Origin of the sequence: Pseudomonas veronii, from assembly GCF_002028325.1 — a bacterium.
In the GTDB taxonomy this organism is placed as follows: domain Bacteria; phylum Pseudomonadota; class Gammaproteobacteria; order Pseudomonadales; family Pseudomonadaceae; genus Aquipseudomonas; species Aquipseudomonas veronii.
Window position 1 is genome coordinate 68,592 of the sequence record NZ_CP018420.1, and the last position, 24,488, is coordinate 93,079.

Sequence of the window (24,488 nt, forward strand, 5' to 3'; positions counted from 1 at the left end):
AACCCGCAATGACGCGACATCCACATGTTTGGATGGGCCTCCTGTTGTGGTCAGTATTCGGTCAGGCGCATGCCGCCTGGACAACGAATATGGCGCCAGGGGCGACAGAAGTCAGTCACGCCGTGTTCGACCTGCACATGACCATTTTCTGGATCTGTGTAGTGATCGGCATTGTCGTATTTGGCGCGATGTTCTGGTCGATGATCCTTCACCGCCGGTCTACGGGCCAGGTGGCCGCCAAGTTCCACGAAAGCACCACCGTGGAAATCCTCTGGACCGTAGTGCCCTTGCTGATCCTGGTGGCGATGGCCATTCCGGCGACCAAGACTCTGATCAACATCTACGACAGCACGGAATCGGACATCGATATCCAGATCACCGGCTATCAGTGGAAGTGGCATTACAAATACCTCGGCCAGGATGTGGAGTTCTTCAGCAACCTGGCTACTCCCGCCGAGCAGATCCACAACAAGGCCACCAAAGGCGAACATTACCTGCTGGAAGTCGACCAGCCGCTGGTGCTGCCGGTGGGCGCCAAGGTGCGTTTTCTGGTGACCGCCGCGGACGTGATCCACTCCTGGTGGGTGCCGGCCTTTGCGGTCAAGCGCGATGCCATCCCCGGTTTCATCAACGAGGCCTGGACCCGTATCGAGAAGCCCGGCATCTACCGGGGCCAGTGCGCCGAACTGTGCGGCAAGGACCACGGCTTCATGCCCATCGTGGTCGAGGTCAAGTCCAAGGCCGACTACGACACCTGGCTCGGCGAGCGCAAGGCTGAGGCCGCCCAGCTCAAGGAGCTGACCTCCAAGGAGTGGACGCTGGACGAACTGGTCGCCCGTGGCGACAAGGTCTACCACACCAGCTGTGTGGCCTGTCACCAGGCCGAAGGCCAGGGCCTGCCGCCGATGTTCCCGGCGCTCAAGGGTTCGCCGATCGCCACCGGAAGCAAGGAAGACCACCTGCACCGCGTCTACTTCGGCAAGCCCGGCACCGCCATGGCCGCCTTTGGCAAGCAACTCTCGGAAGTGGATATCGCCGCGGTGGTGACCTACGAGCGCAACGCCTGGGGCAACAACAAAGGCGACATGGTCACGCCCAAAGACGTGCTGGCTCTGAAACAGGCGGAAAGCAAATGACTCACTTCATTGCGAATGCGCTGAACCGCCCCGCCCACTCGTTTGCAGGAGAACGGCCATGAGCGCTGTGATCGATGACCATGGCCACGCCAGTGACCATGCCCACGGCCCCGCCAAGGGTTTGATGCGCTGGGTGCTGACCACCAACCACAAAGACATCGGCACGATGTACCTGTGGTTCGCCTTCACCATGTTCCTGCTCGGCGGCTCGTTCGCCATGGTGATCCGCGCCGAGCTGTTCCAGCCCGGCCTGCAGATCGTCGAGCCGGCGTTCTTCAACCAGATGACCACCATGCACGGCTTGATCATGGTGTTCGGCGCGGTGATGCCGGCGTTCGTCGGCCTGGCCAACTGGATGATCCCGCTGATGATCGGCGCGCCGGACATGGCCCTGCCGCGCATGAACAACTTCAGCTTCTGGCTGCTGCCGGCGGCGTTCCTGCTGCTGGTCTCGACCCTGTTCACCCCGGGTGGCGGGCCGAATTTCGGCTGGACCTTCTACGCCCCGCTCTCCACCACCTACGCCCCGGAAAGCGTGACGTTCTTCATCTTCGCCATCCACCTGATGGGCATCAGTTCGATCATGGGCGCGATCAACGTGGTCGCCACCATTCTCAACCTGCGCGCACCGGGCATGACCCTGATGAAAATGCCGCTGTTCGTGTGGACCTGGCTGATCACCGCCTTCCTGCTGATCGCGGTGATGCCGGTGCTGGCCGGCTGCGTGACGATGATGCTGATGGACATCCACTTCGGCACCAGCTTCTTCAGTGCCGCCGGCGGCGGTGATCCGGTGTTGTTCCAGCATGTGTTCTGGTTCTTCGGCCATCCCGAGGTGTACATCATGATCCTGCCGGCCTTCGGCGCCGTCAGCTCGATCATCCCGACCTTTTCGCGCAAACCGCTGTTTGGCTACACCTCGATGGTCTACGCCACGGCGAGTATCGCGTTCCTGTCGTTCATCGTGTGGGCGCACCACATGTTCGTGGTCGGCATTCCGCTGGTGGGCGAGTTGTTCTTCATGTACGCCACCCTGCTGATCGCCGTCCCGACGGGGGTGAAGGTGTTCAACTGGGTCAGCACCATGTGGCAAGGCTCGCTGACGTTCGAGACGCCGATGCTGTTTGCGGTGGCGTTCGTGATCCTGTTCACCATCGGCGGTTTCTCCGGCTTGATGCTGGCCATCGCGCCGGCAGACTTCCAGTACCACGACACCTACTTCGTGGTGGCGCACTTCCATTACGTACTGGTGCCCGGCGCAATCTTCGGCATCTTCGCCTCGGCTTACTACTGGCTGCCGAAATGGACCGGCCACATGTACGACGAAACCCTGGGCAAGCTGCACTTCTGGCTGTCTTTCGTGGGCATGAACATGGCGTTCTTCCCGATGCACTTCGTCGGGTTGGCCGGCATGCCGCGTCGGGTGCCGGACTACAACCTGCAGTTCGCCGACTTCAACATGGTCTCGTCCATCGGCGCGTTCATGTTCGGTGCCACGCAGATCTTCTTCCTGTTTATCGTGATCAAGTGCATCCGCGGCGGCCCGCCAGCACCGGCCAAGCCGTGGGACGGCGCTGAAGGCCTGGAGTGGAGCGTGCCCTCGCCCGCGCCGTACCACACCTTCACCACGCCACCGGAGGTCAAATGAACCGGCTTCCACAAATCCCCTCCCACACTGTCGGGTGATCGCCATGGCTGACTCCGTGCCACTCAAGCGCCTGGTCACCCGTCTGTTGATCCTGGTGCTGGCGATGTTCGCCTTCGGCTTTGCCCTGGTGCCGATCTACGACGTGATGTGCAAGGCGTTCGGCATCAACGGCAAGACGGCCGGGCAGTATGAGGGCGAGCAGATCGTCGATCCGTCGCGCCAGGTGCGGGTGCAGTTCCTGTCCACCAATGCCATCGACATGGTCTGGGAGTTCCATTCCAAGGCCGACGAGATCGTGGTCAACCCCGGCGCGGTCAACGAGATGCTCTTCGTGGCCTACAACCCCAGCGACAAGCCGATGACCGCCCAGGCGATCCCGAGCATTTCCCCGGCTGAAGCGGCGATGTACTTCCACAAGACCGAGTGTTTTTGCTTCACCCAGCAAGTGCTGCAACCCGGTGAGCGCATCGAAATGCCGGTGCGCTTCATTGTCGATCGCGACATGCCCAAGGATGTGAAGCATTTGACCCTGGCGTACACGCTGTTTGATATCACCGCGCGCCAACCGCCCGTGGCTGTCCATAGCGGCGGCTAGCTACTGTTTGCCCGCTCAATCAGGAGAGCGAATACATGTCGACTCATGATACGTACTACGTACCAGCGCAAAGCAAATGGCCGATAATTGCTACGGTTGGCCTGCTGATCACCGTGTATGGCCTGGGCGTGTGGTTCAACGACCTGAAGGCTGCGCGCCCGGAATCCCACGGGCCGTGGATCTTTTTCGTCGGTGGCCTGTTGCTGGCCTACATGCTGTTCGGCTGGTTCGGCGCGGTGATCAAGGAAAGCCGCGCCGGGTTGTACAGCGCGCAGATGGACCGCTCGTTCCGCTGGGGCATGACCTGGTTCATCTTTTCCGAAGTGATGTTCTTCATCGCGTTCTTCGGTGCGCTGTTTTATGTGCGGCATATGTCGGCGCCGTGGTTGGCGGGCGAAGGCTCCAAAGGCATCGCGCATATGCTGTGGCCGAATTTCGAGTTTATCTGGCCGCTGCTCAACAACCCCGATCCCAAGCTGTTTCCCGCGCCCGAAGGCACCATCAGCCCGTGGGGCCTGCCGTTGGTCAACACCATCCTGCTGGTGAGTTCCAGCGTGACCATCACCATCGCCCACCATGCGCTGCGCAAAGGCCATCGCGGTGCGCTGAAGCTCTGGCTGGCGATCACGGTGCTGCTGGGCCTGGGGTTTCTTGGGTTCCAGGCCGAGGAATACATCCACGCCTACAAAGAGCTGGGCCTGACATTGGGCTCCGGCGTGTACGGCGCGACCTTCTTCATGCTCACCGGTTTTCACGGGGCCCACGTGACCATCGGCACGATTATTTTGTTCGTGATGCTGATGCGTATCTTGCGCGGGCACTTCAATGCCGAGCACCAGTTCGGTTTCGAGGCGGCCAGTTGGTATTGGCACTTTGTGGATGTGGTCTGGATCGGCCTGTTTTTCTTCGTGTATGTGCTGTGAGGCGCGCTACCAAGGCGCATGCGACACCAACTGGCCGCTGAAAAAGCCGCAGGCGATCAACGCCACGGTGATCACGGCCAGTACGACACGCACGGTCAAGGCGGTGACGAGGCGGTTGGAGTGGCCCTCGTCCTTGACCAGAAAGAACAAGCCACTGAACAGGCTCGCGACGGTCGCGATGAGCATCAGGGCAATGGCGGCTTTGAGCATGGTCTGGCTCCAGGGCTTATAGGGGAGGGGCGATGAAATCCAGTATAGCCAGTGCCATCCAGCGCTTTCGCCCCGGTATCGCGCCGACGCTGGTGGTGCTCGTGTTGCTGCCGCTGATGGTGGGCCTGGGGTTCTGGCAACTGTCGCGCGGCCATGAAAAACAGCTGATGGTGGACAGCTATGCCGAGCGCCGCGCCGCTGAGCCGGTGGGCAGTGCCCAACTCGACAGCATGGCTGATCCGGCCTTCCGTCGCGTGCATCTGCGCGGTCAATTCGACGGCGAGCACAGTGTGTTGCTCGACAACCGCATGCGTAATGGCAAGGCCGGCGTCGAGCTGCTGCAACCGTTTCACGACCAGGCCAGCGGCCTGTGGCTGCTGCTCAATCGCGGCTGGTTGCCCTGGCCGGATCGGCGCGCGCCGCCCGTCTTCAGCACGCCGGAACAGCCGGTGAATCTTGACGCCTGGGTGTATGTCGCGCCCGGCGAAACCTTCCAGTTGCACGCCGACCCGGCGACCGCGCACTGGCCGCGCCTGCTCACCGCGCTGCATCCGGCCACGCTGTGGGCCGAGCTGGGGCGCAGCGGTTTTGCCTACGAACTGCGCGCCGAAGCCGGCCCCGGCACCTACGACACCACCTGGCCCATCGTTGCCATGGGCCCGGAAAAACACCTGGCCTATGCGGTGCAATGGTTCGCCATGGCGTTGGCGCTGCTCAGCCTTTACCTCTACCTCGGATGGCACAACGCAAAGGAGAAGCACCATGGGAGCGGCCATGAATCCACTCAACATGTCTGATGCGCCAGCGACGCCCGACCGGCGCAAAGGCCGCTGGCAACTGATCCTGATCCTGCTGATGGTGATCGGCCCGATGGCGCTCGCCACCTTTATGTACAAGCTGCAGTTCTGGGTGCCGGACAGTCGCAGTTACCACGGCGAACTGATCGGCAACGGCCAGACCCGCGCCGATATCGGCGTGCAGGCGGACGAACAGCGCTGGCAGTTGCTCGTCACCGCGCCCAGCGCCTGCGCCGCCGAGTGCCGGCAACTGGTGTACCTGGCGCGGCAGCTGCAGATTGGCCTCGGCCGCGATGCGTCCCGGGCCAGTCATGCCCTGGCCAGTGCGCAGCCGGTCGGCGCCGATTACGAGGCCAGGCTCAAGGCCGAATACCCGCAATTGCAACGCTACCCGCTGGACTTGACGACCTTCGGCAAAGCCGCCGCCGCACCGGGCGAGGCGCAACTGTGGATCGTCGATCCCCACGGCAACCTGGTGCTGCGCTACGACACGACGGTCAAGGGCAAGGACTTGCTCAACGACCTGCGCCACCTGCTGAAACTGTCGAACATCGGATAAGGGCATCGTCATGGCCAAACCTGGATTTCGCCTCGCGCTGTTTGCCACCTTGCTGGCGCTGATTGTCGTATTGCTCGGCGCCTATACGCGCCTGACCCACGCCGGCCTGGGTTGTCCGGATTGGCCAGGGTGCTACGGCTTTATCAGCGTGCCGCAAAGCGACGCCCAGTTGGCCCATGCCGAGTTGCATTTCCCGGACACGCCGGTGGAGGCCGACAAAGGCTGGAGCGAGATGGTTCATCGTTACTTTGCCGGCACCCTGGGCCTGCTGATCGTGTTGCTGGCAGCGCGCTCGTGGCGGCATCGGCGCGACCCCGGCCAGCCGGTGAAGTTGCCGCTGTTCCTGTTGGCGGTGGTGTTCGCCCAGGCGGCGTTCGGTATGTGGACGGTGACGCTCAAGCTCTGGCCGCAAGTGGTGACCGGGCATCTGTTGGGCGGCTTTGCGACCTTGAGCCTGTTGTTTCTGCTGACCCTGCGCCTGTCCGGTGTGCTGCCCGCGCTGATCGTGCCCAAGCGCCTGCAATATTGGGCCACCGCCGGCCTGGTGCTGGTGATCGGCCAGATCGCACTGGGCGGCTGGGTGAGTTCCAACTACGCGGCGGTGGCCTGTATCGATTTGCCCACCTGCCATGGCCAGTGGTGGCCGGCGGCGGACTTTGCCAATGGCTTCCACCTGACCCAGCACATCGGCCCCAATTACCTCGGCGGCCAGCTCGACAGCGACGCGCGCACGGCCATTCACCTGACCCACCGCATCGGCGCGCTGCTGGTCACCCTGGTGTTACTGGGCCTGGCCTGGCAGCTGCGCGCGGTGGGCATGACCCGGCTCGCGGGCCTGCTGCTGATCGCCCTGGCGGCACAGATCGGCCTGGGCCTGAGCAACGTGTATTTCCACCTGCCGCTGCCGGTGGCGGTCGGTCACAACGCCGGTGGCGCAGCCTTGTTGCTGACCCTGGTACTGGTCAATTACCACGCCCGTACCAGCCTGGTCCGGGTGCGCCGCCAGATGCCGTTCGGCTGGCGTTTCAGCCCGCGTAAACACGTATCGGGCCTTATCACCCTCAAAGGAGAGATGCCATGGCGACCTTGATCGGCGCGCGTCACGGCCAGGCGATCTGGCGTGACTACCTGGAGCTGACCAAGCCGAAAGTGGTGGTGCTGATGCTCATCACCTCGCTGGTGGGCATGTTCCTCGCCACCCGCGCCGGGGTGCCGTGGGCGGTGCTGATCTTCGGCAACCTGGGGATCGCCCTGTGTGCCGGTGGCGCGGCGGTGGTCAACCACGTCGTCGATCGGCGCATCGATACGCTGATGGCACGCACGCAAAAGCGCCCGATCGCACAGGGGCGTGTATCGCCCGGGGCGGCGCTGGCCTTTGCTTTGTTTCTGGCTGTTGCCGGGTTGGCGCTGCTGCTAGCGTTCACCAACCCGCTGGCGGCCTGGCTGACGCTGGCTTCGTTGCTCGGTTATGCGGTGATCTACACCGGCTTTCTCAAGCGCGCGACGCCGCAGAACATCGTCATCGGTGGCCTGGCTGGCGCGGCGCCGCCGCTGTTGGGCTGGGTTGCGGTCACCGGGCATGTCAGCGCCGAGCCGCTGCTGCTGGTGCTGATCATCTTCGCCTGGACCCCGCCGCACTTCTGGGCCCTGGCCATTCACCGCAAGGAGGAATACGCCAAGGCCGATATTCCGATGCTGCCGGTCACCCATGGCGAGCACTACACCAAGGTGCATATCCTGCTCTACACCTGCGTCCTGCTGGCGGTGAGTCTGATGCCCTACGTCATCCATATGAGCGGCCTGCTGTACCTCGGATCTGCGCTGGTGTTGGGCGCACGCTTTCTGCAATGGGCCTGGGTGCTGTACCGTGGCGCTCAGCCGCACGCGGCGATCAACACGTTCAAGTACTCTATCTGGTACCTGTTCCTGCTGTTTATCGCCCTGCTTGTAGACCACTACTTATTGTTGAACCTATGACCCGAACCCAAAAAACTGTCTTCATTCTGGTGGCCATTGTCGCGTTGATCATGGGCCTGACCGTCAACAAAGTGCTCTCGGGCAAGGGCCAGGGCGACCCGACCGCCTTGATCGATGCCGGCATCATCCTGCTGCCGCAAAGCCGCCAATTGCCGCCGGTGACCATGACCAACCAGGACGGCCAGCCGGTGCTGGTCAACGAGTTGAAGGGCAAGTGGAGCCTGCTGTTCTTCGGCTACACCTTCTGCCCGGACATCTGCCCCACCACCCTCGCCCAACTGCGCCAGATCAAGAGCGAGTTGCCCAAAGAGGCTGTGGATAAGTTGCAGGTGATCCTGGTCAGCGTCGACCCGAACCGCGACACGCCGACTCAGCTCAAGCAATACCTGGGCTATTTCGACCCGCAATTCGAAGGCCTGACCGGCGCGAATGTGGACGATGTGCAGAAGGTGTCGAACGCGGTGAGCATCCCGTTCATTCCGGCGGACACGACCAAGCCGAACTACACGGTCGACCACAGCGGCAACCTCGCGCTGATCGGCCCGGATGGCACCCAGCGTGGGTTCATTCGTGCGCCGCTGAACAACCAGAAGCTGGTGGCGCAGTTGCCAGGGCTGTTGCAGCGCAAATAACAGGCAACACAAAACACAGGTGGGAGGGGGCTTGCTCCCGATGGCGGTGGGTCAGTCAACGTATGCATCGACTGAACTGCCGCTATCGGGAGCAAGCCCCCTCCCACATTGTTTGATCTGCGGTGTGTTGGGGAGCGAGTCGGATCAGAACGCCGGCTTGATCGCGCCTTTGTACTTCTCTTCGATGAACTTCTTCACTTCAGGCGTGTGCAGGGCTGCGACCAGCTTCTTCACGGCGTCCGAGTCTTTGTTGTCTTCGCGGGTCACCAGGATGTTCACGTAAGGCGAGTCGCTGCCTTCGATGACCAGGGCGTCTTTGGACGGGTCCAGTTTGGCTTCCAGCGCGTAGTTGGTGTTGATCAGCGCCAGGTCGACCTGGGTCAGCACGCGCGGCAACGTGGCGGCTTCCAGTTCGCGGAACTTGAGTTTTTTCGGGTTGGCGGTGATGTCCTTGATGGTCGACAGGATGTTGGTCGGGTCCTTCAGGGTGATCAGGTTGTGCTTGGCCAGCAGCAACAGCGCACGGCCGCCGTTGGTGGCGTCGTTCGGGATCACGACGTTGGCGCCGTCAGGCAGGTCGGCCAGGGTCTTGTACTTGCTGGAGTAAGCGCCCAGGGGTTCGAGGTGGACCGCGCCGACGCTCACCAGGTGCGTGCCCTTGGCTTTGTTGAACTCATCCAGGTACGGCTGGTGCTGGAAGAAGTTGGCGTCCAGGCGCTTTTCGGCCACTTGTACGTTGGGCTGCACGTAGTCGGTGAAGACTTTGACCTGCAAGTCCACGCCCTCTTTGGCGAGTGCCGGCTTCACGAATTCGAGGATTTCCGCGTGGGGCACCGGCGAGGCGGCAACCGTGATGGTCTCGGCGTGGGCCGAAAACGCGGCGACGGCGGCGAAAGCAACCAGTAGTTTTTTCATCCAGCAAGCTCCTTGTTCGGGCATTTATCGGCGTATAGCCGGCAATAGTCGTTATTTTCGAGAAAAATGCACCACCAGCTTGTCGCCGACGGTTTGCAGAATTTGCACCAGGATCAACAACAGCACCACCGTGACGACCATCACATCGGTCTGGAAGCGCTGGTAGCCGAAACGGATGGCCAGGTCGCCCAGGCCGCCGGCACCGACGACGCCGGCCATGGCGGTGTAGGACACCAGTGTAATCGCCGTCACCGTAATCGCCGCGAAAATGCCGGGGCGGGCCTCAGGCAATAAAGCATGGGTGATGATCTGGCGCGTGCTGGCTCCCATGGACTGGGTGGCTTCGATGATGCCGCGGTCCACTTCACGCAGCGCGGTCTCCACCAGGCGCGCAAAGAACGGCGTTGCGCCCACGACCAGCGGCGGAATCGCACCGGCCACACCCAGCGAAGTGCCGGTGATCAGCACGGTGAACGGGATCATCACGATCAACAGGATGATGAACGGCAGCGAGCGCAGGATGTTCACGCTCAGCGACAGCAACGCGTACAGGCCTTTTTGCTCGAACAGCTGGCGCGGGCTGCACAGAAACAGCAGCACGCCCAAGGGCAAGCCGAGCAGCACGGTGAAGAACAGCGAACCGAACAGCATGGTCATGGTGTCGCCGGTGGCGAGCCAGATTTCGGACCAGTCGATATTGGCGAAGAAACTCATCAGGACTTCCATTAGCGCAGCACCTCCATGTGGACGTCGGCGGCGGTGAAGCGTGCAAAGGCCGCTTCCATGTCACCGCCGGTGATGGCGAGGGTCAGTTGCCCGTAGGGGATGTCTTTGATGCGGTCGATACGCCCGGCGAGGATGCTGTAGTCCACACCCGTTTCGCGGGCGATGTTACCCAGCAGTGGTGCGTAGGTCGCTTCGCCCTGGAACGTCAGGCGCACGATGCGGCCCGGTACATGGGCGAAGTCATCGCGCTGCTCGCTTTCGTCGACCTGATCGGCTTCCTGGACAAAGCGCTTGGTGGTCGGGTGCTTGGGGTGCAGGAACACGTCGGCCACCGAGCCTTGCTCGACGATCACGCCGGCATCCATCACGGCCACCTGGTCGCATACGCGGCGGATCACGTCCATTTCGTGGGTGATCAGTACGATGGTGAGCTTCAACTCGCGGTTGATCTCGGCCAGCAGTTGCAACACCGAGGCGGTGGTCTGCGGGTCAAGGGCGCTGGTGGCTTCGTCGCACAGCAGGATTTTCGGCTTGGTCGCCAGGGCGCGGGCAATGCCGACGCGCTGCTTCTGACCGCCGGACAGTTGCGCCGGGTACTTCTTGGCGTGGTCCGACAGGCCGACGCGCGCCAGCAGTTCGGCGACGCGCTGGTCGATGGCCTTGCGCGACAATTCGCCGGCCAGTGTCAGCGGCAGCGCCACGTTGTCGGCGACGGTCTTGGAGGCCAGCAGGTTGAAGTGCTGGAAAATCATCCCGACCTGCTGGCGGAAACGGCGCAGGCCGTTGGCATCCAGGGCCGTGACTTCTTCGCCATCGACGTTGATCTGGCCGCCGCTGGGTTGCTCGAGGCGATTGATCAGGCGCAACAAGGTACTTTTTCCCGCACCGGAGTGGCCAATCAGACCAAACACCTGGCCGTTCTCGACGCGCAGGTTGGTGGGGTGAAGCGCGGGGATTTCCTTACCGGCGACGCGGTAGGTTTTATGGACGTTATGAAACTCGATCACGTAGCGAACCTTGTGGGGCGCATGGAAAAGGGATCAGCGGTTAGCCGGGCGCGCATTTTAGCCTGTCCGTATAGCGGTTCTTAGCATTTATTTCGCATTCAACCAGTGATTTGGCAATAACGCGATCAAAGGTCATAAAAAAGGAACGGTGCAAATTCGTGTCAGTCACTACTTCAGCAACTCGATTTCCCGGGTGCCGTGCCTGGGGTTTTGCTCAAACGAGCCGGGGACCGCTCTGGCCACTTTGAATAAGGAGTTTTGTCTGATGAGTACCCACAAGCCAGCCATCCCGCCGAAGAGTGAACTGGCGGGCACCGATACCCTGGACCGTGGCAACACCAACGCCAAGCTGCAGGCCCTGGAGGCATTCCGTAGCGACGCGACCGGCCAGGCACTGCGTACCAACCAAGGCGTGAAGATTTCCGATAACCAGAACACCTTGAAAGTCGGTGTCCGCGGCCCCTCGCTGCTGGAAGACTTCATCATGCGTGAAAAAATCACGCATTTTGACCATGAACGTATCCCGGAGCGCATCGTGCATGCGCGCGGTACGGGCGCGCATGGCTATTTTCAGACCTATGAGAACCATTCGGCGCTGAGCAAGGCCGGTTTCCTGCGTAACCCCGAGCATAAAACCCCGGTGTTCGTGCGTTTTTCCACCGTGCAAGGCCCGCGTGGTTCGGGCGATACGGTGCGCGACGTGCGCGGTTTTGCCGTGAAGTTCTTCACCGAGGAAGGCAACTTCGACCTGGTGGGCAACAACATGCCGGTATTTTTCATTCAGGATGCGATCAAGTTTCCCGACTTTGTGCATGCGGTAAAGCCTGAGCCGCACAATGAAATGCCTACCGGAGGCTCGGCCCACGATACGTTCTGGGATTTTGTCTCGCTGCAGCCGGAATCGGCGCACATGGTGATCTGGGCCATGTCTGACCGGGCTATTCCGAAAAGCCTGCGTGCCATGCAGGGGTTCGGTATTCACACCTTTCGCTTGATCAATACCGAAGGTAAATCGAGCTTCGTGAAATTCCACTGGCATCCAACAGTCGGCACCTGTTCCCTGGTGTGGGACGAAGCGCAAAAGCTTGCCGGTAAAGATACCGATTACCACCGTCGCGACCTGTGGGAAGCGATTGAGGGCGGTGACTACCCTGAGTGGGAGTTGGGTGTACAGATCGTTGCGCAAGAAGACGAGCATAAGTTCGACTTCGACCTGCTCGATCCGACCAAGATCATCCCCGAAGAGTTGGTGCCGATTACGCCGCTGGGCAAGATGGTGCTTAACCGCAACCCCGACAACTTCTTTGCCGAAGTCGAGCAAGTCGCCTTTTGCCCTGGCCATATCGTGCCGGGTATCGACTTCACCAACGACCCGCTACTGCAAGGCCGCCTGTTTTCCTACACGGATACCCAGATCAGCCGACTCGGTGGGCCGAACTTTCATGAGCTGCCGATCAATCGGCCTGTAGTGCCTTTCCATAATGGTCAGCGGGATGCCCAGCATCGCACTGTGATCGATAAGGGCCGGGCTGCGTATGAGCCGAATTCGATCGATGGCGGTTGGCCGAAAGAAACGCCGCCCGCGGCTCAGGAGGGTGGTTTCGAAACCTATTACGAGCGCGTCGATGCCAACAAGGTGCGCGAGCGCAGTGAGTCGTTTGGCGATCACTTCTCCCAGGTCACGCTGTTTTTTAACAGCATGAGCCACCATGAGAAAGAGCACATCATTGCGGCCTACAGTTTTGAGTTGGGCAAGGTGGAGCGCGAGGTTATCCGTGTCCGTCAGGTCAATGAGATTCTGGCCAACATCGACCTGGAACTGGCCAGGCGCGTTGCACAGAACCTGGGTCTGCCCGCACCGACCAAAGGCACGGTGCCGCCGCGCAAGGCGTCGGTGAAAGCGTCGCCGGCGTTGAGCCAGGTGAACCTGCTGTCGGGCGATATCAAAACGCGCAAAGTGGCGATTCTGGCGGCCGATGGTGTCGACGGCGCGGCAATTGCCGCATTGAAAAAAGCGCTGCAAGCCGAGGGCGCACACGCCAAGTTGCTCGGGCCGACCTCGGCGCCGGTCACCACGGCCGATGGCAAGCATCTGGCGGTGGATGCGTCGATGGCAGGCCTGCCCTCGATTGCGTTTGATGCGGTGTTCGTGCCCGGCGGTAAGGCGTCGATCAAGGCGTTGAGTGGGGACGGCGTGGCGTTGCACTACCTGCTGGAGGCCTACAAGCACCTGAAGGCGATTGCCGTGGCCAGTGACGCGCAGCCCTTGCTCGACCTGCTCAAGCTCGAGGCGGATGGGGGGTTGATCGTGGGGGCGGATGCCAAGGCGTTCAAGGCGTTCTTTAAAGCGATTGCCCAGCATCGGGTCTGGGAGCGTGAGCCGAAGGCCAAGGCGGTTCCGGCTTAAGTCATCTGTTGTTGGTTAGATTGCCATCGGGGGCAAGCCCCCTCCCACACTTTGAATGTATTCACCGTTCAAAATGTGGGAGGGGGCTTGCCCCCGATGGCTTTATTCCGCCTTGCGCGGAATCAGCACAACCTGCGCCGGAATAGTCTTCAGGATCTGCCGGTGAATCGTCAGGTCGTAGCCCGAATCAATGCGCTTGACCCGTTTGCTCAGCAAGGTCGCCAGCCACGGGTAATCCTGGGTGCGCGGTGCCTGGATGGTCACATCGCACTGGTAATTCACCACGTCGGTGGCGATGGCATCCAGCTGATGGCGCAGCTCTTCGATGTCTGTGAGGTTCAGCGCCACGGTGGTGCTCTGCGCGGCCGGGTCGATGACCTTGGCGACGGGCTTGGTTTCGGCGGCCTTGAGGGCGGCCTCGGCTTTGTCCAGCTCGGCTTTGCGCGCGTGGGTGATGGCGCTGTTGACGCCACCGGTCAGCGCCGGAGCCTTGGGCATCAATGCGCGGGCGCGGCTGAGGGCGGTAGCGGCGGCGTTGACATCACCTTTTTGCAACACGATCTGACTGCGTTGCAGGTAGGCCTCGGCCAGTTGACGCTGGTAAGCCTCGAGCGCCGGATCGTTGGGCGACTGGGCCTGCAGCGCGGCCAGTTGGTCTTCGGCGGTGGCCAGCTCGCTGCTGGCCAGGTTTTGCTCCAGTTGCGCGATGGCGACCGCGCGTGCGTCCGGGGCCTCGGGGGCGGCGGGCGGGGTACTTTGACAAGCGCCCAGCAGCAGGGAAAATGCGGCAAGGAGCAGATAACGGGAGGTGAACGGCTTCATTCCTGCGACTCTCTATTTGCGCAAAAAGCGAGCAAGTCTACACCCCTCGACGGGGCAGGACAAAACTCAGCAGAAACAGGGCGGCCGCCGTGACCACAATCGACGGCCCTGCCGGCGTGTCCTTGAACCAGGACAGCGCCAGGCCCCCACACACTGCCAGCATCCCCAGTACGCTGGCGCCGATCGCCATCTGTTCCGGCGAGCGGGCGTGGCGCTGGGCGGCGGCTGCGGGAATGATCAGCAGTGACGTGATCAACAATACGCCGACAATCTTCATCGCGACAGCGATCACCACGGCGATCAACAACATCAAGGTCATGCGCAGCGCGGGCACGGGCAAGCCTTCCACCGTGGCCAGTTCTTCATGCACGGTGATTGCCAGCAGCGGGCGCCACAGCGTCACCAGCAGCACCAGCACGGCTGCGCTGCCGCCGAGAATCCACGCAAGGTCCGTGGGGCTGATCGCCAGCAGGTCGCCGAACAGGTAAGCCATCAGGTCGATGCGTACTTCATGCATGAAGCTCAGCACCACCAGGCCCAGGGACAGGGTGCTGGGCGCCAGGATGCCCAGCAACGTGTCGGAGGCCAGCGGCTGGCGCTGTTGCAGGGTCACCAGCAGCACCGCCAGCAGCAGGCAGCCGACGGTCACGGCGATGGTCGGGCTCACATCCAGCAGAAAGCCCAGGGCCACGCCCAGCAATGCGGCGTGGGACAAGGTGTCGCCGAAATAGGCCATGCGCCGCCAGACCACGAACGAGCCCAGCGGGCCCGCCACCAGCGCCAGAGCCAAGCCTGCCAGCAGGGCGTAGAGCAGAAAATCAGCCATGCTTGCAGCTATCTCCATGAACGTGAGTGTGGGGTGTGGCGGGATCGTCGACCACGGCGCCATGCAGGTCATGGGCGTGGTCGTGATGGTGGTGATAAATCGCCAGGCTCTGCGCGTTCTTGCCGAACAGCTCGACGAACGCCGGGTCGCCGCTGACTTGCTCCGGATGGCCGGAGCAGCACACGTGGCGGTTGAGGCACACCACTTGGTCGGTGGTGCTCATCACCAGGTGCAGGTCGTGGGAGACCATCAGCACGCCGCAGCCAAGGCGGTCGCGCAGGCGGGTGATCAAGCTGTACAACTCGGCCTGGCCGGCGACGTCGACGCCCTGCACCGGTTCGTCGAGCACCAGCAGTTCCGGCTCGCGCAACAGGGCGCGGGCCAGCAACACGCGCTGCATTTCACCGCCGGAGATGCTTTGCACCGGGCTGTCGATGACCTGTTCGGCACCGACCTCCTTGAGCGCGGCTTGCGCGCGGGCGCGGTCCACGCCCGGCACCAGGCGCAGGAAGCGCAGCACCGACAAGGGCAGCGTCGGGTCCACGAAGAGTTTTTGCGGCATATAACCGACACGCAGCTTGGGCTTGCGCCACACACTGCCGGTGTCGGGCTTGAGCAGGCCGAGTACGGCGCGCACCAGGGTGGTCTTGCCGGCGCCATTGGGGCCGATCAGCGTGACGATCTGCCCCGGTTCGACGCTCAGCGCGATGTTATCCAGCACGTTTTGCCCGGCGAACGTGACCCCGACCTGCTCCAGGCGGATTAACGCGTTGCTCATCAAGCCCCCTGGCAACCGGCGCAGAGCCCGACGACTTCGACGGTTTGCCCTTCCACCTTGAAGCCGACGTCGGCGGCGCTCTGGATGATGGCGTCGCTGATGCTGCTTTGCTCAAGCTCAATGGCGGCGTGGCACTTGCGACAGATCAGGAACTGACCCTGGTGCGCGTGTTCCGGGTGGTTGCAGCCGACGAAGGCGTTGAGTGACGCGATGCGGTGTACCAGGCCGTTGTCCAGCAGGAAATCCAGCGCGCGGTACACCGTGGGCGGCGCGGCGCGGCGACCGTCCTGCTCGCTGAGCACGCCGAGGATGTCGTAGGCGCCCAGCGGCTTGTGGCTCTGCCAGACCAGTTCCAGCACGCGCCGACGCAGGGCGGTCAGGCGCAGACCCTGCCGTGCGCAGAGGGTGTCGGCCTCCGACAGCGCGGTATGCACGCAGTGAGAGTGGTCGTGGGGACGGCTGGCAAGCGGTGTTATAGGCATGAGCGGCGACAGATATTTGATAGAGACGTTATTATGTTACCCGTTCCTACGCCATTGAGTGGTCATCGTGTCCCGACTTTTTCCCGTTTTTGTCGTATTTGTCGCCAGTTTGCTCACCGCGGGTGCCGCTCAGGCGGAGGTCAAGGTGCTGACCAGCATCAAGCCGCTGCAGTTGATTGCCGCGGCTGTGCAGGACGGCGTGGCGGTTCCCGAGGTGTTGTTGCCGCCGGGGGCCTCGCCGCATAACTATGCGTTGCGCCCATCCGACGTGCGGCGCGTGCAGTCGGTAGACCTGCTGTATTGGATCGGCCCGGACATGGAAGGCTTCCTGCCCCGCGTCCTCAAGGGGCGCAGCCTGCCGACGGTGGCCGTGCAGGATCTTCCGGGCATGAAACTCCGCCGTTTCGCCGAAGATAGCCATTCCCACGCCGACGATGCCGACGAACATGACCACGATCATCGCCCAGGCACTTTGGATGCACATCTTTGGTTGTCGACGCTCAACGCCCGGGTGATTGCCGCACGCATGGGCGCCGACCTCAGCGCCGCGGACCCGGCCAATGCCGAGCGCTACCAGCTCAACGTGAAGGCGTTCGTGAGCCGACTGGATGCGTTGGACGCGCGCTTGAAAGCGCGGATGGCCGGCATCCACGACAAGCCTTACTTTGTGTTCCACGAAGCCTTTGATTATTTCGAAGAGGCCTACGGCCTCAAGCACGCCGGTGTGTTCAGCGTGGCCGCCGAAGTGCAGCCCGGTGCCCAGCATGTGGCGGCGATGCGTACACGTTTGCAGGAAGTCGGCAAGACCTGCGTGTTCAGTGAGCCGCCGCTGCGTCCGCGCCTGGCGGAAACGCTGGTGGCCGGTTTGCCGGTGAAATTGGCGGAGCTGGATGCGTTGGGCGGGTACACCCCGGCTTCCGCTCAAGGTTACGAACAGGTGCTGGACAAGCTGGGCAATGACTTGGCGGGCTGCCTGGAGTCGCTCTGAAAGCCCAGGCATAACGTCTGTAGGAGGGAGCAAGAAGCTCCCTCCCGCATTTTAGAGCGCGAACGGCAGCTGGATCGCGACCTGCTGGCGCTGCGCCAGCCGATGCTCGAACTCCGCCGGGTCATGAATCAACACATCCTGCCCGGCAAACGACTCCGCCGCGATCAGGCGTGACAACCAGAACCGCACGCACGCCACGCGCAACATCGTCGGCCACAACTCGGCTTCTTTCGCGGTAAACGGGCGCAACCCCGCATAAGCCCCGAGCAGTGCGCGGGCGCGCTGGCCGTCGAGTACGCCGTCGGCGTCCGAGCACCAGTCATTCAGGGCGATCGCCACGTCGTACAGCATCGGGCCCGAGCAGGCGTTGTAAAAGTCGATCAAGCCCGTCAGGTGCGTGCCTTCAAACATCGCGTTGTCGCGAAACAGATCCGCGTGAATATTCGCGCGCGGCAGGGCGAGGATCTGCGCCTTGTGGGCCTCGATCTCATCCAGTGCGTCGCGCAGCAGGCGTTGCGGCGCTGCGTCCAGGTGCGAAATCAACTGCGCTCCTTCGCTGAGCATCCAGTCCAGCCCGCGATCGGTCTTGCGCTCCAGCACCTTGTCGCCCTGGGTCGCCAGGTGCAGATGGCCAAGCAGGTCGCCGACCTGGGCGCAGTGCTGGGCATTGGCGTCCTTGATGTGCTTGCCGGCCAGGCGCGGTTGCAGCAGCGCCGGTTTGCCGGCCAATTCGCGCAGGGCCACGCCGTCGGTGGTGCGCAGGGCGTAAGGCACCGGCAAGTCGGCGTCGTGGAGCACGTCGAGCAGTTCGATGAAGAACGGCATTTCCTGCACCGGGCCGCGCTCGACCAGGGTCAGGACGAACTCACCCTGTTCCAGGCTGATGAAGAAATTGGTGTTTTCGCTACCCGCGGCGATCCCCTGGAAATCAAGCAGGCGGCCGAGCCCGTAAGGGGCAAGAAAGGTTTCCAGCTCGGGCCGAGCCAGGGGGGTGAACACAGACATGGTTAAAACTGCCAGTACGGGCGCCGCGGTGTGCGGCGCCAATTGAAGTTAAGAAATCATTTCCATTCGAAGATCTTCCATGACGGGATCAGCATATCCGGTTGGTCAGAGCGGATGTAGTTCCCATCGGATCCGTCTGCGCGCACCAGGAAATACGGTGGGAAGCCTTTCTTCGTTATCTTGATTGCGTACAGGAAACCGTTTTGACGGTACTCCTGAATGGTTCTGTCGCCCTCTGTGCGAATGGTAACTTCCGGATCACCCGGAGGTGCACTGTCTGCCGCCATGGCAACCATCGGAGCGAATGCAAACAAGCCGGTCAACAGCAGGCGATTGAATGAGCGCATGATAACCTTGTCCTTTTGTTGTCTGTGGTCCGGCTATTCTAGCGCCTGACCCGCCGAAAAGGTTGATCCTGCTCATGAGCCAAGCCCCCCTCGTCCTGGTGGACGGTTCTTCATATCTGTACCGCGCCTTCCACGCGCTGCCACCGCTGACCACTTCCAAAGGCCTGCCGACCGGTGCGGTCAAGGGCGTGTTGAACATGCTCAAGAGCCTGCGCAAGCAGTACCCGGACAGCCCGTTCGCGGTCGTGTTCGACGCCAAGGGTGGGACCTTTCGCGACGAAATGTACGCCGAATACAAGGCCAACCGCCCAAGCATGCCCGACGACATGCGCCTGCAGATCGAGCCCCTGCACCAGAGCGTGATCGCCCTGGGTTTCCCGCTGTTGTGCGTCGAAGGCGTCGAAGCCGATGACGTGATCGGCACCCTGGCCCGCAGCAGCGCAGCCGCGGACCGCCCGGTGGTGATCTCGACCGGCGACAAAGACATGGCGCAGCTGGTGGACGGGCACATTACCCTGGTCAACACCATGACCGGTAGCGCCATGGATGTGGAGGGCGTAAAGGAGAAATTTGGCGTCGCTCCGGAGCAGATTATCGACTATCTGGCGTTGATGGGCGATTCGTCCGACAACATCCCTGGCGTTCCGGGCATTGGTCCGAAGACCGCTTCTGGCTTGCTGGTGGGCGTCAATGGCGGCCTGAAAGAGCTGTATGAAAATCTGGATATTGTGCCGAGCCTGCCTATCCGTGGGGCCAAGACCCTGCCGGCCAGGCTGCAAGAGCATAAGGACATGGCCTTCCTCTCCTATCAACTGGCGACGATCAAGATCGACGTGCCGCTGGACGTGGGCCTGGATGATCTGCACCTGATCGAGCCGGATCGCGAAAAACTCCTGGAGCTGTACACCCTCCTGGAGTTCAAAAGCTGGTTCGAGGAAGTGCAGCGCGACGCCAAGCGCACCGGCTTGGAGGTGGCGGCTCCGGTCGCCGAGAATGCGCCGGTCGTCAGCACCGAGCTCAAGTACGAGACCATCCTCGATCAGGCGCGTTTCGATGTGTGGCTGAAGAAGCTCGGCGAGGCCAAGCTGTTCGCCTTCGATACCGAGACCACCGGCATCGATGCACAGCAAGCGCAGCTGGTTGGGTTGTCGTTCGCGGTGCAGCCCTACGAAGCGGCCTACATCCCGCTGACCCATTCCTACATGGGCGTGCCGGAGCAGCTGGACCGCGACACGGTGCTGCGCGCGCTCAAGCCGATCCTCGAAGACCCGAGCAAGCTCAAGGTGGGCCAGCACGCCAAGTTCGATATGAATATCCTGGCCAACTGTGCCATCGGTGGCGATCAGAATTGTGGCATCACGGTGCAGGGCGTTGCCTACGACACCATGCTCGAATCCTATGTCCTCGACTCCACCGCCACACGGCATGACATGGACAGCCTGGCTCAGAAATACCTGGGTCACACCACGGTGAGCTTCCAGGATATTGCGGGTAAAGGCGCCAAACAGCTGACCTTTGACCAGATCTCCCTCGAACAGGCCGGCCCTTACGCGGCTGAAGATGCCGACGTCACCCTGCGCCTGCACCAGACCTTGTTCGAAAAACTCCAGGCGATCCCCAGCCTGGTCAGCGTGCTGACCGATATCGAGATGCCGCTGGTGCCGGTACTGGCGCGTATCGAGCGCCAGGGCGCACTGGTGGATGCCAAGTTGCTCGGCGTGCAGAGCGTTGAGCTGGGTGAGAAGATGGTCGAGCTGGAGCGTGAGGCATTTGCCATCGCCGGTGAGGAATTCAACCTCGGCTCGCCCAAGCAATTGGGCGCGATCCTCTACGAAAAACTCGGCCACCCGGTTCTCAGCAAGACCGCCAAGGGCCAGGCGTCGACCGCCGAAGCGGTGCTTGCCGAACTGGCCGAGCAGGATTTCCCGCTGCCCAAGGTGCTGATGCAGTACCGCTCCATGAGCAAGCTGAAAAGCACCTACACCGACCGCTTGCCTGAGCAGATCAACCCGCGCACCGGGCGCATCCATACCTCGTATCACCAGGCGGTGGCGGCCACCGGGCGTTTGTCGTCGAGTGATCCGAACCTGCAGAACATTCCGATCCGCACCGCTGAAGGCCGGCGGATTCGTCAGGCGTTCGTCGCGCCAAAAGGCTACAAGCTGCTGGCGGCGGACTACTCGCAGATCGAGCTGCGGATCATGGCGCACCTGGCCAAGGACGAAGGCTTGCTGCACGCCTTCCGCAATGACCTGGACGTACACAAGGCCACCGCCGCCGAAGTATTTGGCGTGGAGCTGGGCGCGGTCACCACCGACCAGCGTCGCAGCGCCAAGGCGATCAACTTCGGCCTGATCTACGGCATGAGCGCGTTTGGCCTGGCCAAGCAGATCGGTGTCGATCGTAAACAGTCCCAGGCCTATATCGACCGTTATTTCGCCCGCTATCCGGGCGTGCTGGCCTATATGGAGCGCACCCGCGCCCAGGCGGCCGAGCAGGGTTATGTCGAGACGATCTTCGGTCGCCGCCTGTACCTGCCGGACATCAACGCGAAGAACCCGGCGCTGCGCAAAGGCGCCGAGCGCACGGCGATCAACGCGCCGATGCAGGGCACGGCGGCGGATATCATCAAGAAAGCCATGGTGGCGGTGGATAACTGGCTGACCGCGTCAGGCCTGGATGCCAAAGTCATCCTGCAGGTACACGATGAACTGGTGCTGGAGGTTCGCGAGGATCTGGTCGATCAAGTGCGTGACGAGATCCGCCAGCACATGAGCCATGCGGCGACGCTGGATGTGCCGTTGCTGGTAGAAGTGGGCGTGGGTGATAACTGGGACGAAGCGCACTGATAGCGCGGTTCTGCCACCGCCGAGGGTGGTGGCAGAACGCTTTAGACCCGAAAACGCCGTCGCTTATTGCAAATAGTTTTTTGTACCTGCCGGAACTTAACTCATGAAATGCCACTCAGAGTTACTGAATGGGTGGTGAAGCCCTTCAATGCTCCTATGTTGTGTTAAGTGTTGGCAGATATCTGGACCCCGCCCTAGCGGTCCGGAGCTTGAACCCCGAACTTCCCCTCCCCATACGAAGTCCGGGGTTTTTTTTGCCTGCGCAAAAGTCACTCCGCGGTTTCTGCGCCCTTGTCGGCCAATTCCATCCAGTCGGCCAGCACGGTGTAGGCTTCTTCCAGGCCCAGGCGCTTTGGCGCCGAGAACAGCTGGATGGTGATGGTGTCACCCCAACCTTTGCGGATTTCCGCCTGCACCTTCAACAGCGTGTTCTTGGCGGCGCCATAGGTCAGTTTGTCGGCTTTGGTCAGCAGGATATGCATCGGCATGCCGCTGGCGACTGCCCAGTCGAGCATCAGCAGGTCGAAGTCGGTCATTGGATGACGGATGTCCATCATCAGAATCAAACCCTTCAAACTCTCCCGGCCACCCAGGTAAGCCTCGAGGTGACGCTGCCAGTGCAGCTTCAGCGGGATAGGTACTTTTGCATAACCGTAGCCCGGAAGGTCGACCAGACGCCGATCATCGTCTAGCTTGAAGAAGTTGAGCAACTGCGTGCGGCCCGGGGTTTTCGAGGTGCGCGCCAGGCTGGCATGGGTCAAGGTGTTCAGGGCGCTGGATTTGCCCGCGTTGGAACGGCCGGCAAAGGCGACTTCAAAGCCCTCGTCATCGGGGCATTGGTCCACTTTGGCGGCGCTGAGCATGAAGGTGGACTGTTGGCACAGGCCGAGGATGGGGTTCTTGAGTTGCATGAGATTTCCGATATGGGCGGTGCCGAAAAAGGGTGCGGCAAGCGGTGTCGTTTCCGTTTCAGTAGCGCCAGTATATAATGCCGCAGATTTTGTGTGTGCTTTGTCCCAGCGAAGGATGAAGTTCACGGGAGCGATAGACCTTTATTGCGCATTAGAACGCAAAACGCTCCCAAACCCTGAAAAGGTCGATGTATGACCAGATGGTTGCTTGCTGTCGGTGTCTTGATGCCGCTTTACGGCGCTCAGGCTACACAGGAACCGGAAGCGGTGTACAACCGAGTTTGCGTGGCTTGCCATGCCGGCCAACTGCCGAACGCCCCGAAGCGGGGTGACCAGGCAGCCTGGGCGCCCAGACTGGCGCAAGGCATGGACACGCTGGTGCAACACGTGACCCAGGGTTTCAAGGCAATGCCGCCGCGTGGTTTGTGCATGGACTGCAGTACCGAGGATTACCAGGCCATCATTGAGTGGATGGTGAGTAAACCCGGTTAGATAACTCTTAAACCCTTAGCCGTAGTTGGATTAGCTGATGAACAAACTGATCGTGAGTCTGCTGTTGACCTTGGGCATCACCGGTGTTGCCCATGCTGCAGGCGACGCTGCTGCGGGTCAGGCGAAAGCCGCCGTGTGTGGTGCTTGCCATGGACCGGATGGTAATAGCCCGGCGCCGAACTTCCCTAAACTGGCCGGCCAGGGTGAGCGTTACCTGACCAAGCAGATGCACGACATCAAGGACGGCAAGCGCACGGTCCTGGAAATGACCGGCTTGCTGACCAACCTCAGCGATCAGGACCTGGCCGATATCGCGGCCTATTTTTCCAGCCAGAAAGGCAGTGTGGGAGCTGCTGATCCGAAGCAAGTGGCCCGTGGCGAAGAACTGTTCCGTGGCGGCAACCTCGACAAAGGCATGCCTTCCTGCATCGGTTGCCACTCGCCTGACGGCGTGGGCAACGCCGCTGCGGGCTTCCCGCATGTGGGTGGCCAGCATGCGCAGTACGTCGCCAAGCAACTGACGGACTTCCGTGAAGGTAATCGCACCAACGACGGCGATACCAAAATCATGCAGAGCATTGCCGCCAAGCTGAGCAACAAGGACATCGAAGCGGTTTCCCAATACATTCAGGGTCTGCACTGATCGAGGGCTGCGTTAACGCTCGATTAATCCGTTGATGCAAGCATAAAAAGGGTGGCCTAGGCCGCCCTTTTTTGTGGCCGGTGCCGTTACACTAACGAACTCATGCCCGCGCAGACCTGTCACAACAAAGGTCGCGTGAGGCGACTTTATTTGTCCAGGAGTAAAGCATGCGTAATCTGATCCTCAGCGCCGCTCTCGTCACCGCCAGCCTCTTCGGCATGACCGCACAAGCCGCCGATGTGCCGCTTGAAGCCGGTAAAACCTACGTGGAATTGGCCAACCCCGTGCCGGTTTCGGTGCCGGGCAAGATCGAAGTGGTGGAGCTGTTCTGGTACGGCTGCCCGCATTGCTACGCCTTCGAGCCAACCATCAACCCATGGGTTGAGAAACTGCCCAAGGACGTGAACTTCAAACGCATCCCTGCCATGTTCGGCGGCCCCTGGGATGCCCACGGCCAACTGTTCCTGACCCTGGAAGCCATGGGTGTCGAGCACAAGGTTCACAACGCTGTCTTCGAGGCGATCCAGAAACAAGGCAAGCGTCTGACCAAGCCTGAGGACATGGCTGATTTCGTCGCGACCCAAGGTGTCGACAAGGACAAGTTCCTGGCCACCTTCAATTCCTTCGCCATCAAGGGCCAGATCGAAGCCGCCAAGAAACTCGCCGTGGCTTATGGCGTGCAAGGCGTTCCGACCATGATCGTCAACGGCAAGTACCGTTTTGACCTGGGCACCACCGGCGGTCCTGAAGCGACCCTCAATGTGGCCGACCAGTTGATCGCCAAAGAACGCGCCGCCAAGTAAGGGGCCTGCC

26 protein-coding genes are annotated in these 24,488 nt (G+C 61.7%); 15 read left to right on the forward strand and 11 right to left on the reverse strand.

Features of this window, described 5'->3' with window-relative positions; translation table 11 throughout:
- Window positions 1-8: 8 nt before the first annotated feature.
- Genes coxB through PverR02_RS00345 form a run of 4 tightly spaced genes read left to right on the forward strand, consistent with a single transcriptional unit; the run spans window position 9 to window position 4,302 of the window.
- Window positions 9-1,136 carry a cytochrome c oxidase subunit II gene (coxB, locus tag PverR02_RS00330; protein ID WP_026140284.1) on the forward strand — a complete coding sequence of 376 codons (1,128 nt, stop codon included), beginning with the start codon at window positions 9-11 and terminating at the stop codon, window positions 1,134-1,136.
- A gap of 58 nt (window positions 1,137-1,194) precedes the next feature.
- A complete protein-coding gene (gene ctaD, locus PverR02_RS00335; RefSeq protein WP_017849006.1) occupies window positions 1,195-2,784 on the forward strand; it encodes a cytochrome c oxidase subunit I in 1,590 nt (529 codons plus the stop codon).
- Between the two features lie 43 nt (window positions 2,785-2,827).
- Window positions 2,828-3,379: a cytochrome c oxidase assembly protein gene (locus tag PverR02_RS00340; protein ID WP_026140285.1), complete on the forward strand. Its 552-nt coding sequence runs from the start codon at window positions 2,828-2,830 to the stop codon at window positions 3,377-3,379.
- Between the two features lie 35 nt (window positions 3,380-3,414).
- Entirely contained in the window at window positions 3,415-4,302 is an 888-nt protein-coding gene (locus tag PverR02_RS00345; RefSeq protein ID WP_079442555.1) for a cytochrome c oxidase subunit 3, read from the forward strand.
- A 6-nt stretch (window positions 4,303-4,308) separates the two neighbouring features.
- Here PverR02_RS00345 and PverR02_RS00350 read toward each other — a convergent pair whose 3' ends face one another.
- Window positions 4,309-4,512 (reverse strand): twin transmembrane helix small protein, encoded by a 204-nt coding sequence (locus PverR02_RS00350; protein ID WP_079442556.1) that lies wholly within the window; start codon window positions 4,510-4,512, stop codon window positions 4,309-4,311.
- 32 nt (window positions 4,513-4,544) lie between these two features.
- Between PverR02_RS00350 and PverR02_RS00355 the strand changes: the two genes are divergently transcribed.
- From PverR02_RS00355 to PverR02_RS00375, 5 genes are read left to right on the forward strand one after another with little or no spacing between them, the layout of a single operon-like run.
- On the forward strand, window positions 4,545-5,309 hold the full coding sequence (locus PverR02_RS00355; protein WP_017849010.1) for an SURF1 family protein: 765 nt from the start codon (window positions 4,545-4,547) through the stop codon (window positions 5,307-5,309).
- A complete protein-coding gene (locus PverR02_RS00360) occupies window positions 5,275-5,868 on the forward strand; it encodes a hypothetical protein (RefSeq protein ID WP_026140286.1) in 594 nt (197 codons plus the stop codon). Before PverR02_RS00355 ends, PverR02_RS00360 begins: the two co-directional genes overlap by 35 nt.
- Before the next feature lie 10 nt (window positions 5,869-5,878).
- Complete coding sequence (locus tag PverR02_RS00365) at window positions 5,879-6,958, forward strand: COX15/CtaA family protein (protein WP_017849012.1); 1,080 nt, start codon at window positions 5,879-5,881, stop codon at window positions 6,956-6,958.
- Window positions 6,946-7,845, forward strand: a complete 900-nt coding sequence (cyoE, locus tag PverR02_RS00370; protein ID WP_046381540.1) for a heme o synthase — start codon at window positions 6,946-6,948, stop codon at window positions 7,843-7,845. The genes PverR02_RS00365 and cyoE overlap by 13 nt, the downstream gene beginning before the upstream one ends.
- Window positions 7,842-8,477 carry an SCO family protein gene (locus PverR02_RS00375; RefSeq protein WP_017849014.1) on the forward strand — a complete coding sequence of 212 codons (636 nt, stop codon included), beginning with the start codon at window positions 7,842-7,844 and terminating at the stop codon, window positions 8,475-8,477. Before cyoE ends, PverR02_RS00375 begins: the two co-directional genes overlap by 4 nt.
- Before the next feature lie 144 nt (window positions 8,478-8,621).
- Here PverR02_RS00375 and PverR02_RS00380 read toward each other — a convergent pair whose 3' ends face one another.
- Genes PverR02_RS00380 through PverR02_RS00390 form a run of 3 tightly spaced genes read right to left on the reverse strand, consistent with a single transcriptional unit; the run spans window position 8,622 to window position 11,125 of the window.
- Window positions 8,622-9,392 carry a MetQ/NlpA family ABC transporter substrate-binding protein gene (locus PverR02_RS00380; protein WP_017849015.1) on the reverse strand — a complete coding sequence of 257 codons (771 nt, stop codon included), beginning with the start codon at window positions 9,390-9,392 and terminating at the stop codon, window positions 8,622-8,624.
- A gap of 51 nt (window positions 9,393-9,443) precedes the next feature.
- Window positions 9,444-10,118, reverse strand: coding sequence for a methionine ABC transporter permease (locus PverR02_RS00385; RefSeq protein ID WP_017849016.1), 675 nt, complete (start codon window positions 10,116-10,118; stop codon window positions 9,444-9,446).
- Entirely contained in the window at window positions 10,118-11,125 is a 1,008-nt protein-coding gene (locus tag PverR02_RS00390; RefSeq protein WP_017849017.1) for a methionine ABC transporter ATP-binding protein, read from the reverse strand. Before PverR02_RS00390 ends, PverR02_RS00385 begins: the two co-directional genes overlap by 1 nt.
- Before the next feature lie 244 nt (window positions 11,126-11,369).
- Between PverR02_RS00390 and katE the strand changes: the two genes are divergently transcribed.
- Window positions 11,370-13,532, forward strand: a complete 2,163-nt coding sequence (katE, locus tag PverR02_RS00395) for a catalase HPII (RefSeq protein ID WP_265332179.1) — start codon at window positions 11,370-11,372, stop codon at window positions 13,530-13,532.
- 102 nt (window positions 13,533-13,634) lie between these two features.
- On the opposite strand, the gene PverR02_RS00400 is transcribed toward katE, so the two are convergent.
- Genes PverR02_RS00400 through zur form a run of 4 tightly spaced genes read right to left on the reverse strand, consistent with a single transcriptional unit; the run spans window position 13,635 to window position 16,440 of the window.
- Window positions 13,635-14,354, reverse strand: a complete 720-nt coding sequence (locus PverR02_RS00400; protein WP_017849019.1) for a PA5502 family lipoprotein — start codon at window positions 14,352-14,354, stop codon at window positions 13,635-13,637.
- Window positions 14,355-14,391: 37 nt separating this feature from the next.
- Window positions 14,392-15,180, reverse strand: a complete 789-nt coding sequence (znuB, locus tag PverR02_RS00405) for a zinc ABC transporter permease subunit ZnuB (protein ID WP_079442557.1) — start codon at window positions 15,178-15,180, stop codon at window positions 14,392-14,394.
- Window positions 15,173-15,958 carry a zinc ABC transporter ATP-binding protein ZnuC gene (gene znuC, locus PverR02_RS00410; RefSeq protein ID WP_017849021.1) on the reverse strand — a complete coding sequence of 262 codons (786 nt, stop codon included), beginning with the start codon at window positions 15,956-15,958 and terminating at the stop codon, window positions 15,173-15,175. Before znuC ends, znuB begins: the two co-directional genes overlap by 8 nt.
- On the reverse strand, window positions 15,958-16,440 hold the full coding sequence (zur, locus tag PverR02_RS00415; RefSeq protein ID WP_026140288.1) for a zinc uptake transcriptional repressor Zur: 483 nt from the start codon (window positions 16,438-16,440) through the stop codon (window positions 15,958-15,960). Before zur ends, znuC begins: the two co-directional genes overlap by 1 nt.
- Before the next feature lie 58 nt (window positions 16,441-16,498).
- On the opposite strand from zur, the gene PverR02_RS00420 reads away from it, so the two are divergent.
- Entirely contained in the window at window positions 16,499-17,428 is a 930-nt protein-coding gene (locus PverR02_RS00420) for a zinc ABC transporter substrate-binding protein (protein ID WP_017849023.1), read from the forward strand.
- A 51-nt stretch (window positions 17,429-17,479) separates the two neighbouring features.
- On the opposite strand, the gene PverR02_RS00425 is transcribed toward PverR02_RS00420, so the two are convergent.
- Window positions 17,480-18,433: a homoserine kinase gene (locus PverR02_RS00425; RefSeq protein ID WP_017849024.1), complete on the reverse strand. Its 954-nt coding sequence runs from the start codon at window positions 18,431-18,433 to the stop codon at window positions 17,480-17,482.
- Between the two features lie 56 nt (window positions 18,434-18,489).
- The gene (locus PverR02_RS00430) at window positions 18,490-18,780 is read right to left on the reverse strand and encodes a DUF2782 domain-containing protein (protein WP_079442558.1); all 291 of its coding nucleotides are present in this window, start codon (window positions 18,778-18,780) and stop codon (window positions 18,490-18,492) included.
- Window positions 18,781-18,854: 74 nt separating this feature from the next.
- On the opposite strand from PverR02_RS00430, the gene polA reads away from it, so the two are divergent.
- Entirely contained in the window at window positions 18,855-21,629 is a 2,775-nt protein-coding gene (gene polA, locus PverR02_RS00435; protein ID WP_079442559.1) for a DNA polymerase I, read from the forward strand.
- A gap of 269 nt (window positions 21,630-21,898) precedes the next feature.
- On the opposite strand, the gene yihA is transcribed toward polA, so the two are convergent.
- On the reverse strand, window positions 21,899-22,540 hold the full coding sequence (gene yihA, locus PverR02_RS00440) for a ribosome biogenesis GTP-binding protein YihA/YsxC (RefSeq protein WP_017849027.1): 642 nt from the start codon (window positions 22,538-22,540) through the stop codon (window positions 21,899-21,901).
- A 192-nt stretch (window positions 22,541-22,732) separates the two neighbouring features.
- Between yihA and PverR02_RS00445 the strand changes: the two genes are divergently transcribed.
- From PverR02_RS00445 to dsbA, 3 genes are all read left to right on the forward strand, one after another.
- Window positions 22,733-23,032, forward strand: a complete 300-nt coding sequence (locus PverR02_RS00445) for a c-type cytochrome (protein ID WP_017849028.1) — start codon at window positions 22,733-22,735, stop codon at window positions 23,030-23,032.
- A 37-nt stretch (window positions 23,033-23,069) separates the two neighbouring features.
- Window positions 23,070-23,675 carry a c-type cytochrome gene (locus PverR02_RS00450; RefSeq protein ID WP_079442560.1) on the forward strand — a complete coding sequence of 202 codons (606 nt, stop codon included), beginning with the start codon at window positions 23,070-23,072 and terminating at the stop codon, window positions 23,673-23,675.
- Window positions 23,676-23,842: 167 nt separating this feature from the next.
- Window positions 23,843-24,478, forward strand: a complete 636-nt coding sequence (dsbA, locus tag PverR02_RS00455) for a thiol:disulfide interchange protein DsbA (RefSeq protein ID WP_017849030.1) — start codon at window positions 23,843-23,845, stop codon at window positions 24,476-24,478.
- Window positions 24,479-24,488: the final 10 nt, after the last annotated feature.

Coding starts and splice junctions, on each gene's coding strand:
- coxB (WP_026140284.1), top strand. CDS start 9: ATGACGCGACATCCACATGTTTGGATGGGCCTCCTGTTGTGGTCAGTA.
- ctaD (WP_017849006.1), top strand. CDS start 1,195: ATGAGCGCTGTGATCGATGACCATGGCCACGCCAGTGACCATGCCCAC.
- PverR02_RS00340 (WP_026140285.1), top strand. CDS start 2,828: ATGGCTGACTCCGTGCCACTCAAGCGCCTGGTCACCCGTCTGTTGATC.
- PverR02_RS00345 (WP_079442555.1), top strand. CDS start 3,415: ATGTCGACTCATGATACGTACTACGTACCAGCGCAAAGCAAATGGCCG.
- PverR02_RS00350 (WP_079442556.1), bottom strand. CDS start 4,512: ATGCTCAAAGCCGCCATTGCCCTGATGCTCATCGCGACCGTCGCGAGC.
- PverR02_RS00355 (WP_017849010.1), top strand. CDS start 4,545: ATGAAATCCAGTATAGCCAGTGCCATCCAGCGCTTTCGCCCCGGTATC.
- PverR02_RS00360 (WP_026140286.1), top strand. CDS start 5,275: ATGGGAGCGGCCATGAATCCACTCAACATGTCTGATGCGCCAGCGACG.
- PverR02_RS00365 (WP_017849012.1), top strand. CDS start 5,879: ATGGCCAAACCTGGATTTCGCCTCGCGCTGTTTGCCACCTTGCTGGCG.
- cyoE (WP_046381540.1), top strand. CDS start 6,946: ATGGCGACCTTGATCGGCGCGCGTCACGGCCAGGCGATCTGGCGTGAC.
- PverR02_RS00375 (WP_017849014.1), top strand. CDS start 7,842: ATGACCCGAACCCAAAAAACTGTCTTCATTCTGGTGGCCATTGTCGCG.
- PverR02_RS00380 (WP_017849015.1), bottom strand. CDS start 9,392: ATGAAAAAACTACTGGTTGCTTTCGCCGCCGTCGCCGCGTTTTCGGCC.
- PverR02_RS00385 (WP_017849016.1), bottom strand. CDS start 10,118: ATGGAAGTCCTGATGAGTTTCTTCGCCAATATCGACTGGTCCGAAATC.
- PverR02_RS00400 (WP_017849019.1), bottom strand. CDS start 14,354: ATGAAGCCGTTCACCTCCCGTTATCTGCTCCTTGCCGCATTTTCCCTG.
- znuB (WP_079442557.1), bottom strand. CDS start 15,180: ATGGCTGATTTTCTGCTCTACGCCCTGCTGGCAGGCTTGGCTCTGGCG.
- znuC (WP_017849021.1), bottom strand. CDS start 15,958: ATGAGCAACGCGTTAATCCGCCTGGAGCAGGTCGGGGTCACGTTCGCC.
- zur (WP_026140288.1), bottom strand. CDS start 16,440: ATGCCTATAACACCGCTTGCCAGCCGTCCCCACGACCACTCTCACTGC.
- PverR02_RS00425 (WP_017849024.1), bottom strand. CDS start 18,433: ATGTCTGTGTTCACCCCCCTGGCTCGGCCCGAGCTGGAAACCTTTCTT.
- PverR02_RS00430 (WP_079442558.1), bottom strand. CDS start 18,780: ATGCGCTCATTCAATCGCCTGCTGTTGACCGGCTTGTTTGCATTCGCT.
- polA (WP_079442559.1), top strand. CDS start 18,855: ATGAGCCAAGCCCCCCTCGTCCTGGTGGACGGTTCTTCATATCTGTAC.
- yihA (WP_017849027.1), bottom strand. CDS start 22,540: ATGCAACTCAAGAACCCCATCCTCGGCCTGTGCCAACAGTCCACCTTC.
- PverR02_RS00445 (WP_017849028.1), top strand. CDS start 22,733: ATGACCAGATGGTTGCTTGCTGTCGGTGTCTTGATGCCGCTTTACGGC.
- PverR02_RS00450 (WP_079442560.1), top strand. CDS start 23,070: ATGAACAAACTGATCGTGAGTCTGCTGTTGACCTTGGGCATCACCGGT.
- dsbA (WP_017849030.1), top strand. CDS start 23,843: ATGCGTAATCTGATCCTCAGCGCCGCTCTCGTCACCGCCAGCCTCTTC.